This window comes from Nonomuraea sp. KM90 (assembly GCF_052246675.1).
Lineage (GTDB): Bacteria > Actinomycetota > Actinomycetes > Streptosporangiales > Streptosporangiaceae > Nonomuraea.
In genome coordinates this window covers 377,997-397,102 of record NZ_JBQQCB010000002.1, presented here as the reverse complement: position 1 = coordinate 397,102, position 19,106 = coordinate 377,997, and the positions used below count along the sequence as shown (strand labels likewise).

Here is a 19,106-nt window from a genome sequence, read left to right as displayed (position 1 = left end):
CTAAGTGGTCACCGCACTAGGCATACCGCCCAGACGCTGCCTCCACCGCCGCTCGGGCCGAGGAGGTACGACAAGACCCGGTCAAAGCGGCTCATGCACTGTTGTGGCTATTTCTTGTGGGCCAGCTGTTGTCTCAGGAGATCGTGACGGAAGTAGTAGAGGTCGCCAACTTGTCTGAGTGCACCGCGCCGGTGACCGTCCTTGAGAAACGTGTCTACCCGCCAGGGCAGTCGACCGGACGTGGCGAGCATGGCGCGGGCCAAGAAGAAGCGGAGGCGAGAGGCGGACAGGACGGATACAGCAAGAATGGTTACGAGGGCGGCCAGGGTGAGCGTGTACGGAGAGACGGACGGCCGGGTGACGGCCGTGTGCACGACTGCCATGTCAAGCAGCCCTACCTGCACGGCGATCCGGCCGCGGGAGAGCGTCACCTGGAGCCAGAGCGCGGCCCCTAGCGCGATGACCACCGCCTGATCAGCTCTCAGATCAGCACCCATCGTGAGAAGGCCGAGGACGACGGCGAAGAGGGCCAATATCGCGATCCACGATAGCGCTCCACTCGTGGGGAGCGGGTCTCGAGGTTCTCTAGCGACAACGTAAGCGAAGGTCGCCATTGCCATGGCCGTTCCGAGGAGGGCACCTCTGGCGGATCCTGCTGCAACGCCGAAGGCCGTGCCGGCGCACAGCCCTGCCAGGACGCCGAGGAGCACGCCGTAGACACAGGGTGGCACGACGTCGATCAGTCCCGGCCAGGAGATGCCCCGCCGACCGAAGTGTCGCGCCAGGAAGGACAACCAGCGATGCGCGGCGTCCGCGCGCCAGGCGAGGCTGGGCTGCTCACGTACGCTGGAGCGGCCGGAGCGACTTGGGTAGCCGGATGGGCCGCGCCCGCGGTGGCCGACGGAGCCGGAGTAGAGGGCCGGCACAAGTTCAGCGAGAAGATGGGCCTCAAGATCGCGTCTGGTCGTGAAGGTGAGCAAGTGGTCGGGGTCCGCCGCCCGTTCGGCGTAGGCCACGCGGGCTAGGGAGAGGGCCAGCGGAGTCGATAACCCGCGGGCGAGTTCGCCGTCCGGGTTAGCGGTCAGTTCGGCGAACACGTTGGACCATTCGGGCAGCCGGGCGGGTTTCGTGGTGATGGTCAGGTAGTCACGGATTGTGGCGGCGTCGAGCGGCTTGAGCTCGATGGCGGCTGCTGCCGTGAGAACGTCTGCCCGATGAGACTCGATGGTAGCCAGGTACTCCGCGGTCCGGCTGGTCAGGACAAGGGGATGCCTTGCGCTGAAGGCGGCGTTGATCTGGATGAGAGCCTGCTCTCGTTCAGGGGCGGGCATCTCGTCGAGGCCGTCCAAGATGAGCAGGAGCCGATCCAGAGGCAGCGGTTCGGCGGAGTTGTAGTCGTAGTCCTCCACCAGGCGAGCGTAGATCCAGCCAATGACGGACTGGTTGGAGGGAGTCCACGTCGAGAGCCGCAGGATGACGGGGACGGGGTCGGCCTGCTCGCGGGCGGCCAAACCGGCCAGGGCGAAGCGCATCACCAGCGAAGTTTTGCCCGCGCCGGGTTCACCTAGGGCGACCAAGCGCGTCCGGGGTAGTTTGCTGTGAACCATGTGATAGATGTCGTCCAGGCTGCCGTCAAGGTCGATGGGCACGTCCTTGCCGCCGATGACTCGCCAGTGGTCGCTGACCGGCGGACCGACCGTACGCCAGGTGACGGGCAGAGGCTCCGGGTCCAAGAGGCGCTGCCGCAGTTCCTCCGACTTCCATACCTGCTCCACGTTAGCGGCAAGCCGTTCAGCACACGCCACAGCAGCGTCCGCCCCAGGCTCGGCCACGTCCAACGTACCGAGATCGCCCCTGCTCTTGGCCCGCTGTCGTAACCAGCCGATCATCGCTGCCGAGGCGACGAGGGCGGTGACGACAAAGCTAAAAATGCTGGCCCATTGGTCAGCGTACTCGCGGCCTTGAGAGACGGAACACGACCACTGCGATGGCCACGAATGGCACCAGGACGGACGTGGCGACCAATGCCCACCAGTACCACCCGCGAAAATCCGACTCTGAGCGCACCACGCCAGCCGACACTACTAGAGCCTTCTTCGTATCAGAGGGGCCGACTACGGTGGCAGCGGTAAGGTTGAAGACGGGATCGGGCCCGGCGAGATGAAGGCTCTTCCAAACCGTGGAGGGCCGTCATCCATCGCCGTCAGTCTCGCGGCACAGACAGTCCCGGCTGATTTAGTTCTGTTCCTATGTCGGCCGGTCCGCATCTTGGCCGGGGCGTAGATTCTCCAGCGACCTACCCGCTGGAGCTGGAGCTCTGGTCGCCTGGCTCAGGCCACATTCATCCCGGCCAGGGCCCATGGCCTCCGATTAACATCTCTACTATGGCCCCGCCTGGGTTCCTCATTCGCCCCCGGGCGGGGTCTGCCCGTTGCAGACCGGGGCGTGTACGTCAGCGCGTAGAGGGAATGCCGCAATCCGGCCACCTGCGATGACACGCATTCGGCCGTTGTCCTGGACGCGCAGGGCATCGCCATCCTCAAGGAACTGATGGCCCTCGTCCGGCCCAAGCCCGGCAAGGACGGCGAAGATAAGAGGCCGCCATCCGCAGCGGAGATCTTGGACCACATCAAGGCCGCCCTCGAAAAGGACGTCGAACCGGGGTCCGCGAAGTACACCGCCCTCGCAGAGCGGATCAAGCTGCTGCGGGACCGAATCATCCAGAACTCACAGGACGCCCTAGAGTTCCTATCCGAGGCGCTCCGAATCGCTCGCGCCATCGTGAACGCCGGAAAGCACCCCGACGAAGCGGTCGTACTGGACGACGACCACGTGGGCGTCCTGTCGCGGATCATCCACGACCACGCACCTCCCGGCCTCACCATCACGGAAAGAAACCTGGCCGAGGAGATCGACCAAGTGGTCACCCGCACCCTCGCCCAAACGTGGGACAACGCCGACGCCCGCAACCGAAACGTTCGTCGCGCCACCGCCGCGGTCTTCCGCAAGTACATGTTGAAGCCGGTTGGGGAGCCGTATGATTCCACGGTCGCCTACATCGAAGCCCACTACCTAGTCGACTGATGCCCATCATCGCCGATGCACTACCGCCAGGCTATGTCGTGACGCGAACTGTCGACACCTAGTAAATCGGCTGCTCCTGCTTCGTTGGTGCGGCGCATCGTCTAGGGTCTGGCGCGATAAGTTGTGTGCGGCCCCGGACCAGACACCACACCTTGTCGCCTGGAGCCGTTAGCTTCCTCTTCGGAAGGGCGATTGTCCGAAACGGTCGTTCTCGGTCGCCCACCGTCACCGTTTGTGTGCGTCCATCTACTTCGAGACCCACTTCGACCTTCCACTCACAATCGCAGCTCAAGGCGAAGCCGGTAAGGTACGCTTCCTCAATCTGGCCGACCTCAAGATCGAACGCTGTTCCCACTTCAAAGCTGGTTTTCACGTCGAGAACGAAGTCGCCGAAAGTGTTCGGTGCACTACCTCGGTCAGGATGCGGCAGAAATGTGCCGTCGAAGGACTCCTTCTTATATGGGTCAAATGGCACGCAGGCCAGTATCGGAACGTCGTCACGCGGCTGCCGCTGCGAGACCACGGAGAATCGTATTGCCTGCACGGTGATGGTCGTGTCCCTCTTGGCGCGCAGTGTCACGGTGACTTGTGAAGAGCCGCGGTCGACAAGGTTAGCAGTCCGGATCCAGTCGATCAGGTGGTCACAGTTAGTGTCTTCCGGCGGTTGGGGAATTTCTGCACCGACGTCGGACGGCGACGCGAGCCATGCCTGGTTGAGCGCCGCCGCATCATATTTGGCGGTCAACGTGACTGGGAGAGATGCTTGGTCGTCTGGTGTGGCGGATGACGAGGTGCTTGTTACTGGCATGGTGGGGAGATTGTCTGACAGGGTGACCGGACGGGGGTCTGTCTCAGGCCGGAAAAGAAGCACGCCGAGGACGAGACCAACGGACAGGCCTGCAGCTCCGATGATCCACGGCCACCGGCTGCGTTCGTGCCGCCGGTTCATCGTCCCCACTTCCATTCCGGACCGGGGATACGCGCGACCCTCCATGAGGTTACGTCGTGTTCATACACAGTTGCATACTGGCCGGAGAATGCCGTCGTTCGGAAGTGTCCGTCGTCTTCGTGGGGAGCCACGACCGGCAGCCGCATTCCCTCGACTTCTGTACCGAATTCGATGGTCCACTCGGTGTAGTATTTTCGAGTCAGGGCTACGACCTGTAGGGGTACGATCTCCGTGGGTGCGAGCCAGATCTTCTTCACGTCGGTATAGCGCTCCCCGAGCTCGTAGTTCCTGTCAATGATCCGAGCGGTGGTGTCAGTTGTGTTATCCAGGTCGAACCCGATCTTCACCACCTCTGCCTCTCCCTCTGCCCCGGCGGCTGCTAAGGCTCCGGCAAGTGGTGCTGTCCTGCGAAGCACCGACGCCTTGATCGAATTCACGAGCACAGACTTACCCGAGATGTTCTGGAGGGACATTTCGATGCGCGAGAACTGCGGGCCGTCCGGCGCGCCTGCGTCCCCGAAACGAACCGCGCCAGCTTCGTTAATGAGCCAAATCCACTCATCTGGGCTACCTGTCTGCATCATGCGCTTTTCGTGATCGGGCGACAGTGGTCCGGGTATCGCATAGAGGTAGTCGTCCTCGGGATACCACAGATAAGATGAGGTGACTCGAATCGGCGGTTCGGGTGCGGCGCTCGCCTGTCCGATCGGCAATATTCGAGACAGGATTGCTCCGCTGCCCATGCCAACTGCCATGCTGGCGATACCGATAAGAGCATTGCGGCGAGTCAGTACCGGTTCGCGTTGGCGGGCGCCATCAGTATCTGGTGGTCGTTCATCGTTAGCTGGCGTTTGAAGTGGTTGAGTGACCCCTGATGCCGTAGGAGGGTTCGTCACGACGAGCATGTCGTACGGCTCAGTCGGATCCGTCTTCGAACTGCCGGGTTCGACAGAGCCGTTGGCAGGCTCTTCGACCAGGTCCGCAAGCACGACACCCTGCGACTCACCCGGACTCTCGGCTGTCCTGACACCATCCGCCATCGCCTCACTTCGTGTCGCCTCATCAACGTCGCCAGTGCGGCCGACTGAGCCGCTGGATTGGCCGGTATCGTCGAGTTCCTGAGCTTTTCGCCTCCTCGCCTCCCATGCCGCCACGGTGGTTCGGATCTGCTCCTCTGCCCGACCGTCGTGTCGAAGGCAAGCCTTCACATATGCCCTTGTCATATCCTCGGTCGGAATTTGGCGCCCGCTGGCCGCCGCCGAAAGAGAACTCGCACTTCGTCCAGCGAGTCGGCCGAGCGTCGTGTAGGACGGCGTGCCACATTCATTACGAAGGTCGCGAAGACCTTGAGCGAACTCCCGTCGGTAAATGGGCAGGTGCTCGTCAATCGGATCCTCCGGCCGACCTGGTCCCGGCTTACCTGCGCTGTCTCCAGTGACGTTCACACGCTCCTCCTACCGTGTCTAACGCCGCAACCTGACGAACTGCCACAGCCTACTCGCATTGACGTCTGCTCCGCACGGCCTTGTGTCGGCCCCTCTATCGCACGTGTCGCACGACTATCCATTGACGCCCAACGTCCCGGATCGAGCCCGATGCCGCAAGAGCGAAACCGGATGAATATGAGTGGGTAGAGCTATGGGCCCTGGTCGGACCGATTATCCGGCCGGCAGGTTCAACAAGCTGCGGACAATGCCCTGACCTGCGGCTATGGAGTTTGGATATACGAAGTCGCGGCAGAGCCTTTCGGTCAATTGTGAGGAGATGCAACCTGGTCCCAGGCGACAGGGCTGCGAACTAAGAAAGGTGGTTGGACGAACTGGCGAGCCTTACACAAGACGCCTTCGCGGCCCAGCTATGGACACGCCATTCCACAAATCAAAGGAGAGCTGACATGCGCCTCATCAAAGTCGCGCTGATCGCATTCGTGGTCCACACAACTTTCTTTGCGATCGGGTCATCGACTGCGAACGCGGAACCGTCAGTGGCCGATGGGCTGGCCAACTGCACCTACCGGGTAACCCGTACCGTGACCGTGTACGAGAAGCCCGCCAACGCCTCCACCCGGCTGCGGGTCAAGCACAAGGGCGACCGCGTCCGCGGCTTCAGCCGCCTCACCTATTACAACAAGGTGGAACACGTTCGCTACCGCGCAGTCGATATCAAGAAGGCAGCGGACGACATCGGCTGGCTGGATATCCACGCCGTGAAGCTCATTAGGTGCGACCGGTAGAACCCGACGATTCCGTCCCTTGGCGACACCAGTATGGCGCCAAGGGACGGACTGCGGGGCACAAATCGTGATCTACTCGCGCGATCAACCTTCAATTGGAGAGATGAGAATGAACACAAGAATCGTCCGACTCGGTATTACTGCCGCAGTCGCGATGGTAGCGCTCGTAACCGGATTGGCTTCAATAGCCACGGCCGATACTACCTATGTGACCGATGACGGCACCATCCCCAGCGGGCCGAACCAAGGCCAGGACGAGCCCGGTCCAGGCGCCCGGGTAGCCAACAAGGCGTTCGGCCACTACATCAGCCGGGTCATGCCGGGCGGACGACTGACTCAAGTCGGTGGCCGCGCCTCTCACTACTACGGCCGCATCACCGGCCCTGAAGTCAACCTCTGCGGATGGCTCCACAAGAGTGCCCACGGACCACGGGTGGACGGTGCCGCCGATACCTGCTCGAAGCGTACCGCCAACCGTATGTGGCAGCGCATGACGATCGGCAAGCGCTTCAGCGCCCCGGCAGGCACCAAGGGCCACAACGGCACACCGGTGGCCGTAACTCCTGGCACGAATTGCATCCTGTACTACAACTACTTCACCGACAGTACGTTCAAACGCGGCCACCTCCGCGACCCCGGCGGACATATCGGCACCAACCCCGCAAGTCCTGGCCACATCAGGTATCGCTACGAGACCCACGACGGTACCGCTGCCGTCGTCTTCGACGACGTACACGGCTGGGGATTCGTCGCTGTCGGCTGCCTGACGATGCGCGACCCAACAACGAACAGGCGCATTAAGACCTTCAACGACCGCGACCGACGCTCTTCTGAGCGAGCATTCGGCGTTTATGGGGAGTCGCCTCAGGCAGCAGGGCTTCGGTACGTCCTCATCCCTCCGAGCTGGGACAGGCCGTTCCCGGCAACAAACCCCGCTGACTCGCACGGCCCGAACTCCAGACAAGCCGGCCGGGTCAATCTCCGTGGCGCCATATTCGTAACGTTCCCTCCAGCCAACTATGTCGCGGCCTTAGCATAAGATCAGGCGCACCCTCGCAGACGGGAATCATGCTCTGAACAGAGCCGGTACGCAGCATGGGACCCGAACTCCCAACGCGGGGATTAAGATCAGCTACCGGGAAGAGGATGCGCTCCGGCCTGCCTCGGCTTCGGCGGCCTCGTCGCCGTTTCCAGGACTGAGAGCACGCCAGCGGCGGCCAGATCGGCCTGACCGATTTGCGGCCCCGTGCACACGTCGGTCAGCAATTGGTCCTGCTCGGGGTGCATCAGGATGCATCCGGTCAGTACAGAGAGAAGCGCCAGGAATTCGAGTGTTAGCTCTCGGTTCCAGGAGGTCTGTGTAATGTCGTCGAGGCTCGACGTCCGGCGCTTGTTTCGGGGTTGTATGGTCCGGTCGTTCAACCACCGCCACACGATGCGCCGGCCGGAGACCGTGTAGTCGACGACCTCTTGGCGTACGGGGGCGAATGTTCCGCTGCCCACGGTGAGTGTCTGTGCTGCGGCGTCGTAGTCGAGATGCTCGCCCAGCCGGTCAGGAAGTGCCCTGACGGGGGTCAGGCACTTGACGCCGAACCGTTCGATGAGGGCGCGTTCTGAACGTCCCCGCCCGGCGGCGGGATCGACGCAGCGACTGCCGTAGGTGTGGAGCCAGAGGATCTCATGTCCGATCGTCACCGCGCGATTCCAAAGCATTGAATCCACGCTGAGCGGGACACGCACGCCCGGTTGCCGAAGATGCTCTCGGAATCGGCGGGTGTACCCAGGGTGCGCGGTGATCGCCGCGATATACGCCAGCACGTCGTCTGCACAGACAGGAATGCCCAGGCGGATGCGGAGGTGTTCGAGCAGGTCCCGAGTCATATTGGGGACGTTGCCCTGGCAATCGCGCCAGAGCGGACGCACGCCGCCACTCCTGCCGTTGAAATGGTGCAGATCGGGGATTAGTCCGGAAAACACCAGCGCGGGACCGTCGGTAATCTCGTGCACGTCCTGCTCCGAAACGTAGATCTGGTGCTCGGATCGGACTTGCCAGAGCGGCGGACGGGCCATGACGAGCAGCCGGTTGTCGGGGATGAGCCACTGCCGGTCGAACGAACGGTAAGCAACTTGGATCGGCTGGGGACACGGCTCTGACTCCTCTGCCAGCGAGCGCTGGACTGGCGGGAACCCAGGCAGTGGGTCAACTCGGCTGTGCAGGGTACGATCCCGCCCCTCTCGGAAGAGTTCACGCTGGTCCTCCCTCGATGCGGCGAGGAGTGTCCGCCATCGGGTGCGCAAGACCTCGACAGTGGGTGCGTACACCCACGCTCGCCCGGGCGTGACGCCCCTCGACCGCCACGGCATCAGATCACCGAGCGAGGGGAACGCCGCCCATTGCGCGTCGGGGGCCGGGAGGAAGGAGTCCTGCCACCCGCTACCGCAGGAATGCCAGCACGGTCCTGTCGTCGTCAACTGCGCCAGCGCGGCTGTCTTTTCCTCACGCGTTCCGTGTAACTCCAGATGGCGGACCACCGCCGGCTTCTCCGCGTCCGAGTCCGCCGTCCTGGCGAAGACCAGGATGCTGAGCTGCCGCCCGACATCCTGTCCGAGAAGCCGGGTCGCCATCGGCGGGCGGTTCCCTTCGGGAGTGAGCTCGATGACCCAGCCCAGGTCACACGTACGTCGCAGATACTGGCGCAGGCCCTGGAAAGCAGCGCCTCTGATCACACTGGACGGGACGATAAACGCCACTACACCTTCTGGCATGCGGTGTTCGGCCTCGAACACCTTCCAGGTCGCCCAGCGCAGGAAGTACCACGGCATTCCATGCAGGTCCGATTCATAGCGGCCGAGGCCGTCAGCGCGGAACTCATCGAGCGAGGGGCGATCAACCGTGGTTCCGAGCCGGGGCGTTCCTCTGCGAGGGCGTTCGATCCATTCGGCTCGACCTTTGGCGTTCTCCACATGCGGTGGATTCCCGATCACCACCATCACGGGGATCCTGCGTTTGATGCCGTTCGCCTTGTCCCGTGCCTCCTCCATCACTCGGTACGGCGCGCCCAGCGTCGGCTGTACATGGTTCGGGTCAGCCAACGCGTCGCTGAGAAACCGTAGAGCCTCAGGCGGCGTCTCCACCGCGAACCGGCTCTGGAAAGAACCATGGATCCGCAGCTCAGCCACCGCATACGGGGCAACCTGGATCTCGAACCCGATCAGCCGGTCCGTGACCAGGTCATGGACGTAGTCCTCTCGGGACCCATGCCCGAGCTTGTCGGCGACCCGGTCCGCGACACGGCCGATGACCTCGACCAGGAAGGTGCCGGTTCCCATCGCCGGGTCGACCACCACCACGTCGTCGTCGGCGAACCCCCATTCCTTACCAAGATGCTCACGAAGCACCTCGTCGACGAACCTGACAAGATGACGGGCGACGTCAACCGGAGTGTAATAGGAGCCAGTGTCCTTGCGGAGCGCGGGGTCATAGCTGGCGAGGAAACGTTCGTAGAGGTAGGCGTAGGCATCCACCGGGCTGACGTCGAGCGTCTGCAAGTCGGCGACGCTGATCACACGGCGGAGGGTCTCGATAGTGTTCAGCTCGTCATCGGCCCCGCTTGTGAGCACCGCGAACGCCTGCCCCATCAGCAGGTGCCGCTTGCCCAGCTTCCGAGCGATCTCCTGGTAGGGCTCACCGACCAGGTCGATGCCATCCGAACGGGCAAGCAGCAGCGCGAACGTGACGGTCTGGGCGAAGGCGTCGGCGAAGCGCTCATGGTCCAGTCCAGGGAACAGCAGCTTCCGCCAGTCATCGGCCAGCAGCGCCAGTCTCATCTGGGAGCGTTTCTTCAACGGGTCAGTGATCGCGGCATACACCTCGTCCTTCAGCAGACCACACAACCCACCGATGATCTTCACGAGAGAGCCCAGCGTGCGAGGAGATTCCGGCTCCCAGAGCATGAACCGCTGGACGATGCCTGCCAGCTCGGCGACGGCCGGCGCCGCCGGACGCCGCAGCTCCGCGACGGTATTCGCCAATCTGACAATCGGTGAGATCCGCTCGCCGAACGAGTAGTGCGCCCAGGTGACCCCGTCCGAGTACACCACGTTGGGGAGCGCGGAGAGCTTTTCCCACTGCTCCCGTTCCCGCTTGTCGGGGTTCCACTCGGGGGCGCCTGGTACCCCCTTGCCTGGTCTCTTCAGCTCGATGTAACCGACGCGGACCTGTCCGATGTTCACCGCGTAGTCCGGCCGTGCCCGCAAGTGCTTCAATTGCACCTCGCCGTAGGGAATCGCTTCGACACCGATCAACGTGCCAAGGTCGCGCAGCAGAGTCTCCAACGGCCCGCGGAACTGGTCCTCCTCCGCGCCGCCCAGCCCCCGCTTCTCCGTCACCGTCCGGCCGAACCTGGCTACGATCGCGTACGCGGTGGCTCCGGTGTCGAGCTTGGGGACTCGGGCCACAGGCACCTCCGGTCGATGACCAGCACCCACTCACTGTGACCGCCGCACCAGAATCCATCAAGATACAAAACGGAAACCGTGCTGTTGAGCGCGTGTGTCTCCCGCCCGAAGCACTCTCGGCGGCGCCGGCCCCGTCAGGAGCCGTGACCGTGACCGCATAGGCCAGCCAAGGGCCCATCGTCATCGACACGTCGCCACCCCTGTATCACGTCGAGGCCGGTGTTCGTGCCTTGCTCGCCGCGACGTCGCCTAGATGATCCTCATGTTCGAGCGTCAGGTAGCGAGACCGTAAGCGCATCGCCCTAAGTCGCTGTCGCTTGAAGCCCTGCAAGAACCCCTCAGCTGCGCTCATGATCATGAATTTCGGAGGGCGCCAACGGACACCGAACTCGTTCGAACTTCGCGCAGAACTGACTTGTACAACCACTCGGGCGGTGACGACCCGAGGTCATCGGCGCCCGTAGCCGCCCATGCACCTGCGGCAAGTAATGCCTGCTACACATGGCTTTCGCCAGCCGGACTAGAAATCCCAAACGGCGTGCTGTTGCACGCTCCACGGCTACGTCTCTAGCTTCATAGCCCTCGGCATCGTTCGAAGGAGACGGGTTCGGGTGGACGACAAGTTCTGGGTTGTGATCGTGATCGGACTGTTCTCGATCATCGTGGCGCTGGCCGCCGGTATCTTGCGGAGCATCGGTGGCGACAGGGTTCCTGCGGCGATCCAGGGCGGAGCCGTAGCGTTCGCCGCCACGATGACGCTGGGGCTGGTCGTGGCGAACGCGCTGGGGGTCGTGTGAGCGGCACGCGTGCCGCTGTGGCCGAGGGCCATAGGCTGGCCAAGGTGTGGGACGCGGTCGACGGGCTGGCCGGGCTCGCCTCCCCGTTGATCGCGTACCATGTGGCGCTACGTGTGTTCTTCCTGCACGGCTTGAGGAAGCTGCAGGAGGCAGACTCGGCTCGGTCCTGGCCGACGTGGGAGAGTCTGGTCGCCCGTGCAGGCGGCCAAGGTGCGGAACGGCCGCTGGCTCAACTGCTCTCGGAGGTACGGCTACCTGAAGCGCACCTGCAGGGACGTTCCCGCTCGACGGAAGACCTCATCGCGCTCAGCCCGTCCCCCGCGGTAGACCGGCGGTTGGGGGCGCTCGTGTTGGCGCTGGATTCGGTGGACGAGTCTCATGACCTGTTCGAGGACTGTTTGGAGCGGTTCTCCACCCGGCATGGGGTACGCGGCGAGTACTATACAGCCCGCGCGATCACGGGACTCATGGCAAGCATGCTCGCGCCACTGGAAACGGATCGGATCCTCGATCCGGTGTGCGGATCCGGGGGATTCCTCGTCGCAGCGGCACAGCATGCAGCGGCAGGGTCCCGCGCAGGACGCCCCCCTGCGTTGCATGGCCTGGACGTTAATAACGAAGCCCGCCACATTGCCATGATGCGTTTGGTCCTACACGGCCTCCATGCGGACATCGGCCTTGGCCCCGTGGACTCCTTGCACAACGGCCTCACGCCCTCCTCGTTCGACGTAGTACTCGCCAATCCGCCGTTCAACATGCCCAACTGGGACTACAACGACAAGCTCCGCAACCATGCGTGGGCTTATGGCCCTCCCCCCAAGGGGAACGCCAACTTTGCCTGGCTGCAGCGCATCCTCGAAACACTCAACGCCACGGGACGAGCAGGCGTGTTGCTCGCCGCCGGCGCGGCGACCGGCTCACGTGTCGGTGAACGGCTCATCCGTCAGCGGTTGCTGGAGGACGACGTGGTGGCCGCGATCGTGGCACTGCCCAGCAAGATCTTCCGACACACCAAGACAGCCGCGTGCATCTGGCTGCTGAGCAAGGACAAGAGCGCGAACCCGCGTTGGGGACGTCATCCTCGCCAGGGACACGTCTTGTTCATCGATGCCAGTCGTACCGCCGAACGCGTCGCCGGCAGGCAGCACGTGCTGTCCCGGGCCGGAGCGGACCGGATCCTTCGTACGGTGTCGGCCTGGCGTGGGATCGGTGCCGAGGCGTATGAGGACCAGGAAGGCTGGTGTCATTCCGTCACGCTGGAGGAGATAGCCGCCCGGAACCACGATCTACTGCCCACTCGCTACGTCAAACCCACCGCGCCCACGTCCCGGTCCACGGAGATCGAAGCGTTGACGCATGAGTTGTACGGGCATTTCGACCAGGCCGCCCAGCTCGAACGGCGGCTACGCGAACTCCTGGAGAAGGGCTAAGCGGACGCCGACATGGACAGAAGAGTTGTGGATGAGCGGGGATGCGCCTGGTATCGACTCGGCGCTCTGCCGGGTGTCGCCTCGATCACCTACGGCGTCGACCGTGCCGGATCGAACCTGCAGGGCGGAGTTCCGCTGCTGCAGGCAGGGCACATCAGCGACGGGCGCATCCACGTTCACCAATCTGCCTTCATCAGCCGGGAGGAACACGCGGCGTGCACCCGGTCATGGCTCCACGCCGGGGACGTCGTGATCGTCCTGGTCGGCCGGGTCGGCGATGCCGCCGTCGTCACACCGGAAGAACACGACTGGAACGCAGCTCGCTCCGTTGGCGTCGTCACCTGCACCGAAGAGGGGCGCCGCGACAGCATCGGCTCTTGGGTGTCCTTCTGGTTGAGAAGTCCTGCCGCACGGGCCTGGTGCCTCGAACATTCCGCGGGTACAGCTAGGGCTTCACTCAGCGTGACAGCGCTCAGAGATCTCCCCGTACCCATGCCGCCAGCGGTTGATCGCGCCCGCATTCAGAGTCTGCTGAATGTCATCGACGAGAAGAAGGCCGTCAACGAGCGGATCGCGGAGTGCGCGGTGAAGCTGGCCGACGCCTACTTCGCCGAAATACCCGCTACGGATCTCCCCCTGGACCGTACGCCCCTTGCCGACGTAGCGAAAGTGAGCAGCGGCTTGGCGCGCCCGACACAAGATGGCCAGTCACCAGGGGTGGGCTGGGTCACATCGGCCGAGGTCCTGCAGAGCGCCTTCCCCCACCTGGACCAGGTCGCCCGTGTGATCACTACCTCATCGGAGCACATCGTTCAACCGGGGTCCCTGCTGGTCGCCTCGACCCCCAGCGGGGTACAAATCGTCGAAACCCTTGTCCCGGTGATTCCCAGCCGCGGCATGCTCGCCGTCAGTCCGTTCTACGAGTCTGATCGCATGTGGCTCCTGCACGATCTGCGGGCCAGAGCTGCTGAGCTTGTGCTGACAGCCCAAGGGAGGCAGGCGCGTGAGCTCAGCAGGAGGATTTTTGAGCAGCAAACTGTCCGATGGCCTGACCAAGCGATGCGCGAGGCGTTCGGGCGCGTTGCCGGACCGCTTCATGCGCGGGCGAAGCTGGCGACCGCAGAGAATCACACCTTGGACGCCCTCGCCAAAGCGGCATGGCGTGAGATGACTCCCCCAAGCGACTGGCCACCAAGCGACTCGTAGCTTCCGACCCCGAAGAAGAGGCCAACTGAGCGATTCAGAATCGCTCATGGTAGGTGCCGGGAAGCGGCTGCGATAAGCGTGGCGATGAGAGCTCCGATATGAGGCCAACTTTGATGGCAAATCGGCTTTTAGGGTGTTACTGCGGATACTGCTGGGCTCGACCTACGTTCCCGCATCAACCCCCAAGCGTCTGCTCGTCCGTTGAGCGAACTGAAGCTAACAATTCAGGACAATCTGCCTTTCCCCTTGTTTCATCGTCATACGTCTGGCAGGTTCCACATGTTCAGGTCGAGAAAGGACGATGTATGTACGAAGACGTCCGGCCGGTTGCCGAGCCACGAGCGTGGATGATTCGCGGTGGCAGGGAAGGGCAACGCGAAGCGCGGGCGCTGCACGAGGGGCTGGTCATCGTGGGTTGGCATGAGGCCGGCGACCTCAGCGGCTACCCGAATCGAGAACAGCTGGCCGAGGCTCTACGTCTGGCATTCCCCACGGCGGCTGCGAACGTTATCTCCAACTGGACTGGGCAGCTCTGGCGATTCACCACCGAGATCCGTGCCGGAGACCTGGTGGTCATGCCCCTGAAATCGCCCGCCGGCCACATCGCCATCGGCAAAGTCACCGGCCCCTATGAGTACCGAGCGCACGAGCCGGAAGACTTCCAACAAGTGCGCACGGTCGACTGGCTCCGCTGGGACGTGCCCTTAACAGCCATCCGACCCGACCTGCGCGCAAGCCTGAGCTCGTTGCTCACCGTCTGTGGACTGACGCGCAACAACGCCGCCAGCCGGATCGCCGACATCGCCGACACCGGCGTCGATCCCGGCTTGGCAGGCGAGGAAGAAGTCACCAGCGCAGACGAACTCCTCGAAGACGCGGCCTCTCGCGACCCCGCCAGTCCACGCCAGATGACCATCCGCAGTCTGCTGGAGCACTGGGGGCAACGGCGACGTACCGGCCCCGTCATCGCCACCATCAAAGCCGATCTGGCCAACAAAGGGCTGACCACCCGCCCGCCCTTCACCGAAGGCTCGGTCAGCGACGAGATCGCCCTCATCCCCCTCGGCACCGAACCCGGCTCCGGCACCACCACCGTCGACGACACCACCAACACCGAGGACGTCTCAGAACCCGAGCATATGAGCCTGCGCCTGGGCAGCCTGCCCACGCCGCTAGTCTCCGTACCCAGCACGGCCACCCTGACCTACGCCAAAACTCTGATGGTGCAACGCCGGTTCTCCCAGATCGCTGTGATCGACCCCGACGGCACCTACCACGGAGCGATCAGCTGGGAGTCCATCGGCCGCGCTCACATCGCCGCGAACCAGCCTTCCCTCCAAGCCGCTATTGCGTCGGCCCGGGTCGTGGACCATGACGCGCTTCTGCTCGATCAGATCGAGGCCATCTACGCCGACGGCTTCATCTTCGTGCGCGACGCCGATCGCCTGCACGTTACAGGTATCCTCACCGCCGCCGACCTCACCGGCCAGTTCGGGAGCCTCGCCCGTCCCTTCGTCCTCATCGAAGAAGCCGAGAACAGGCTCCGGCGCGTCACCGACGAGGTCTTCACCGTGGACGACCTCAGAGACGCCGTACAACCACACCGCAAATCAAAGGTGCACCGAGCCGCCGACCTCACCTTCGGTGACTACATCTTCCTTCTCAAGGACCCACAACGTTGGTCTCTTCTGCAGTGGCAGCTCGATCACCAACTCTTCCTCGCGCACCTGGACGAAGTCCGAGAGATCCGCAACGACCTGATGCACTTCACCCCAGATCCGCTCTCTCATGATCAGTACGGGACCATCGAAGGACTACTCAGCCTGCTACGCACGGTTGATCCCAGACCATGAACAGGCAGGCGCGGAGGATTGCAGCTCAGCGCCTATCCGGCGAATGTCACGTGAAGTATCCACACGGACACACATACCGGGTTAATGTCAGTCATGGAGATTGGGGAAGAGTGGGCCTATCGCGAGCGGCCGAGGGCGCTGGCCGATCCCGTGCACGCGTCACGATCGTGAAGATTCGCGATAGCGACGACTCAATCAGGATCCGCCGGCTGGACGGCGACGACGCCGGACTACAGGAATGGGTCTCCTACACCTCTCTGCTCGACCGCTGGACCGACATCGAACCGCGACTCAACGACGAGCGGCGCCTTTTGGCCGTCAGAGAAGCATCGTCTGCCGCCGGCGACACGGTGGAGTACGAAGCCGCGTTGCTCGTCGTGAAGGCCTGCGGGCTTGGCCGACGGGTGATCCTCGGACGAAGCAAGACCGAGACGGGGGTCCTGCGGATCGACAAGCCTGCGGGGGTAGCTGATCGTCTGGGACTCACCGTCGAAGAACTAGCCGACGACCCTCTCGCCTTCCATGATCGCCATGGGGCGCTGATCAGCCCTTGGCGAGCAGCACGGCGGCTGATGCCGACGATCGCTACGACCTTCTCCGAAGGGATCATAGAAGCGATCCACCGGGAAGAAGCAGAACTGCGTTCGGAGAACCTCTACGGCTACCCTTACCGCCCATCCTGGAAGGACGCCCGCGAGGAACGCAAAGTACGACTGCGCGAGCGCGAACCTGTGCACGCCTTGGTGCGGCAGTGGTGCGGGCAGGAAGCCGTTGAGCGGTTCGATGAGCTGATCGCCTTGCGCAACGAGGTTGTACGGCTTGGCAAGCTCCTGGACCGGGCGGTCGAGGCACTGCGCAAGCGTGGGGCTACGGCTACCGCCGCCACCATTGAAAGCGACCTGGGCGTCCCCATCGCCATGCTGATGGATGGAGATCGTCGTACCTGACGCTGGCGGGTTCTTCCGGTCGTGATTCTCGCGTTCGCCTCGACTTTCCTCCCGTAGGTGCCGGTGCAGGGCCTCCGGCGTCGGTTCAATGTCGAAGTGCGCCTCGGTCAGCACGCTCGGCGTGCGCAGGGGATCCATGGGATCTGCTTGTGCTCGCGCCCACGTCACCCACCGCGTAATGGTTGCCTCCTGTGCAGGCAGAGTCGCCGCAAGTGCTTCCAGCCCCAGACAGAATTCGCGGATCGCCGCGACGCAGGCCCATCCCTCAAGCGCCTGGCCGAAGACTCGCCGCCGATGCTCCTCCCTTGCTTGTTCGGCGGCCTGCGCACGTTCCTTATCGCGCGCTGCTTGCCGCTCCGCCTCCCGCCGCCGCTGTTCCTCCTCCTGGCGTCGCCACTTCTCAGCGCGCTCCCGCTCAGCCTTCTCTCGCTCCAGGCGCACCTGCCGGTCAGCCTCAGCACGCCGCTCAATCTCCTTGACGGCCGCGCGTATCTTGTCCTCCAGACGTGAACGCTTGTCATCCGCCCAGCACTGCAGACCGCTCCCCTCCCCCAGCTCGAGCCTGAGCCGACCCGAAGGGACCTCGTCGTACTCGGGCGTGACCCGTTGCCAGGTGTAGAGCTTTCGGCTCCGGAGTTCCTCTTCGGTGTACACGTGAGGAACGCGGTCGAGTTCCTCCTTAATGTTCAGCGCGTACTGGTGCCCACGCGCGTGCGCGTGGAGGCCGCGTGGTTTGCCCCGCCTGGATATGCCGATGCAATGGCCCCGCTTCAACAGGTCCTCTGCTAAGGCGCGTACCACTTCCAACGCGCGGCCGATCGTCGCGTCGGTGACGTCGATCGAACGACGATCTTCCCAAAGCCAGTCCCGCAAGCTCGTGAGGATCGGTGATCAGGTCGCGGGCGCTCAATCGGATGCGGTTCCACTCCGCCTCGTCGGGATGTGTAGCATCCTCCAGCCGAAGGATGAGATCCCCGCGGTCGCGACCGGTATGCAGGAGGCGGAAGCCTTCAGGGATCAATCCCTGGCGCTTGGCCGCGTCCAAGGCCCGTCGATGAAGCGCCCTGGTGGCCTCATCCGGGTCACGGACATGCAGCGTCCCCCCTTCGTCCTGCAAGCGCTTGATCAGTTCAGCCGCCAAAACGTGAGGTGATGGCGGCCTCGGGTCGGCAGGTCGTCTTCCGCTCTTGGAAGTCACGGTGGGAGATGTCAGAGCCGCATCGCCCTGGTAGTAAGCATGCTCGAGGTAGAAGCGTCCTGCCTCGGTTACCTCGGCGATCCAGACCCCGTCTCTCCGTGGGGTCGAAACCAGTCTCCTGTCCCGGAGTGCATACACGGTACGAGCTAGATCACTGTTCTTGGCGGTGACCGATTCGCCCTCCGCGATGCGGCGCAGGGTCGCCATCTGGCGCTCGTTCAGCTTCGCCCACCGACGCATATCACTAGATGACATCAGGACGCCACCGTACGCAACCAGATTGCGTGACAACGGGTTCCCAACTCAGAGGTATCACGATCAACCACGCTGTTGGTGAGGCCTGCGATGAGCGCCGCAGGGCACCTGAGAGCGGACGGCGCCATAGACGACGACCCGGTGGTGTAGGGCTTCGCTGTTTGCGGCGTGCCGAGTAGGGCTAGCGTCGTCGCTATGGCCCCCGAACATCTGGAGCTAGTGGCGGCGCTGACCGACCTCATCGCCGATGCACGACTACGAGCCGGGGAACATGCCGATCTGACCGACCGGGGAAACCGCCGACGCAATCGCCTAGTCCCCGGCAAGTGACAGCGTACGCCGGGCGGCGAACGCCGCCGCTCGGGCCAACAGGTATCTGGACAGAGATCGTGGCGATCGACAGGCGGGCCGAGCGTTGCATGGCGATGCGCCATTTCGGCTCGGGGTCGCCGCGCTGCTCAGGTCCAATCACGAGTTCAACGCCGAGGCTCTAGCAGGGCAGCTCGCCGCGTACCTGGCTGGGCCGCCCGAAACCCCATGGCCAGACTTCGTTCTCAATATCGACTGGGAGCTGCCAAGTCCGATCGGCCTCGGCGGGTGGAGGCTTTCGCGACCCAGCCAGACGAGTGGAGAGCCCAGCGGCCGGTCCCGATCGCAGCGGACCACGCTGGCACCCGGGTGTGGGATGTATCCGTC

General features: G+C 63.7%; 13 protein-coding genes. 9 read left to right on the top strand and 4 right to left on the bottom strand.

Features of this window, described 5'->3' with window-relative positions; all coding sequences use genetic code 11:
* Nucleotides 1-107: 107 nt before the first annotated feature.
* A complete protein-coding gene (locus ACTWPW_RS04420; RefSeq protein ID WP_443168015.1) occupies nt 108-1,889 on the bottom strand; it encodes an NACHT domain-containing protein in 1,782 nt (593 codons plus the stop codon).
* 661 nt (nt 1,890-2,550) lie between these two features.
* Here ACTWPW_RS04420 and ACTWPW_RS04415 point away from each other — a divergent pair.
* Nucleotides 2,551-3,084 (top strand): hypothetical protein, encoded by a 534-nt coding sequence (locus tag ACTWPW_RS04415; protein ID WP_443168014.1) that lies wholly within the window; start codon nt 2,551-2,553, stop codon nt 3,082-3,084.
* A 58-nt stretch (nt 3,085-3,142) separates the two neighbouring features.
* On the opposite strand, the gene ACTWPW_RS04410 is transcribed toward ACTWPW_RS04415, so the two are convergent.
* Together ACTWPW_RS04410 and ACTWPW_RS04405 are read right to left on the bottom strand one after the other, a co-directional pair.
* Nucleotides 3,143-3,829, bottom strand: coding sequence for a hypothetical protein (locus tag ACTWPW_RS04410; protein WP_443168013.1), 687 nt, complete (start codon nt 3,827-3,829; stop codon nt 3,143-3,145).
* A 200-nt stretch (nt 3,830-4,029) separates the two neighbouring features.
* Nucleotides 4,030-5,478, bottom strand: a complete 1,449-nt coding sequence (locus tag ACTWPW_RS04405) for a hypothetical protein (protein ID WP_443168012.1) — start codon at nt 5,476-5,478, stop codon at nt 4,030-4,032.
* 449 nt (nt 5,479-5,927) lie between these two features.
* On the opposite strand from ACTWPW_RS04405, the gene ACTWPW_RS04400 reads away from it, so the two are divergent.
* Nucleotides 5,928-6,266 (top strand): hypothetical protein, encoded by a 339-nt coding sequence (locus ACTWPW_RS04400; RefSeq protein WP_443168011.1) that lies wholly within the window; start codon nt 5,928-5,930, stop codon nt 6,264-6,266.
* Between the two features lie 208 nt (nt 6,267-6,474).
* A complete protein-coding gene (locus ACTWPW_RS04395; RefSeq protein ID WP_443168010.1) occupies nt 6,475-7,305 on the top strand; it encodes a hypothetical protein in 831 nt (276 codons plus the stop codon).
* A gap of 89 nt (nt 7,306-7,394) precedes the next feature.
* Here ACTWPW_RS04395 and ACTWPW_RS04390 read toward each other — a convergent pair whose 3' ends face one another.
* On the bottom strand, nt 7,395-10,724 hold the full coding sequence (locus tag ACTWPW_RS04390) for a type ISP restriction/modification enzyme (protein WP_443168009.1): 3,330 nt from the start codon (nt 10,722-10,724) through the stop codon (nt 7,395-7,397).
* A 611-nt stretch (nt 10,725-11,335) separates the two neighbouring features.
* Here ACTWPW_RS04390 and ACTWPW_RS04385 point away from each other — a divergent pair.
* The 6 genes from ACTWPW_RS04385 (at nt 11,336) to ACTWPW_RS04360 (ending at nt 18,110) form a co-directional block, all read left to right on the top strand.
* Complete coding sequence (locus ACTWPW_RS04385; protein ID WP_443168008.1) at nt 11,336-11,521, top strand: hypothetical protein; 186 nt, start codon at nt 11,336-11,338, stop codon at nt 11,519-11,521.
* A gap of 44 nt (nt 11,522-11,565) precedes the next feature.
* On the top strand, nt 11,566-12,951 hold the full coding sequence (locus ACTWPW_RS04380; RefSeq protein ID WP_443168007.1) for an N-6 DNA methylase: 1,386 nt from the start codon (nt 11,566-11,568) through the stop codon (nt 12,949-12,951).
* 12 nt (nt 12,952-12,963) lie between these two features.
* The gene (locus ACTWPW_RS04375) at nt 12,964-14,157 is read left to right on the top strand and encodes a hypothetical protein (protein ID WP_443168006.1); all 1,194 of its coding nucleotides are present in this window, start codon (nt 12,964-12,966) and stop codon (nt 14,155-14,157) included.
* A 305-nt stretch (nt 14,158-14,462) separates the two neighbouring features.
* A complete protein-coding gene (locus tag ACTWPW_RS04370) occupies nt 14,463-16,010 on the top strand; it encodes a CBS domain-containing protein (protein ID WP_443168005.1) in 1,548 nt (515 codons plus the stop codon).
* 167 nt (nt 16,011-16,177) lie between these two features.
* Complete coding sequence (locus ACTWPW_RS04365) at nt 16,178-16,957, top strand: hypothetical protein (protein WP_443168004.1); 780 nt, start codon at nt 16,178-16,180, stop codon at nt 16,955-16,957.
* A gap of 829 nt (nt 16,958-17,786) precedes the next feature.
* The gene (locus ACTWPW_RS04360; protein ID WP_443168003.1) at nt 17,787-18,110 is read left to right on the top strand and encodes a hypothetical protein; all 324 of its coding nucleotides are present in this window, start codon (nt 17,787-17,789) and stop codon (nt 18,108-18,110) included.
* Nucleotides 18,111-19,106: the final 996 nt, after the last annotated feature.

Excerpts from the sequence above, each read along its gene's own strand:
- ACTWPW_RS04420 (WP_443168015.1), bottom strand. The coding sequence starts at position 1,889 with ATGATCGGCTGGTTACGACAGCGGGCCAAGAGCAGGGGCGATCTCGGT.
- ACTWPW_RS04415 (WP_443168014.1), top strand. The coding sequence starts at position 2,551 with ATGGCCCTCGTCCGGCCCAAGCCCGGCAAGGACGGCGAAGATAAGAGG.
- ACTWPW_RS04400 (WP_443168011.1), top strand. The coding sequence starts at position 5,928 with ATGCGCCTCATCAAAGTCGCGCTGATCGCATTCGTGGTCCACACAACT.
- ACTWPW_RS04375 (WP_443168006.1), top strand. The coding sequence starts at position 12,964 with ATGGACAGAAGAGTTGTGGATGAGCGGGGATGCGCCTGGTATCGACTC.
- ACTWPW_RS04370 (WP_443168005.1), top strand. The coding sequence starts at position 14,463 with ATGTACGAAGACGTCCGGCCGGTTGCCGAGCCACGAGCGTGGATGATT.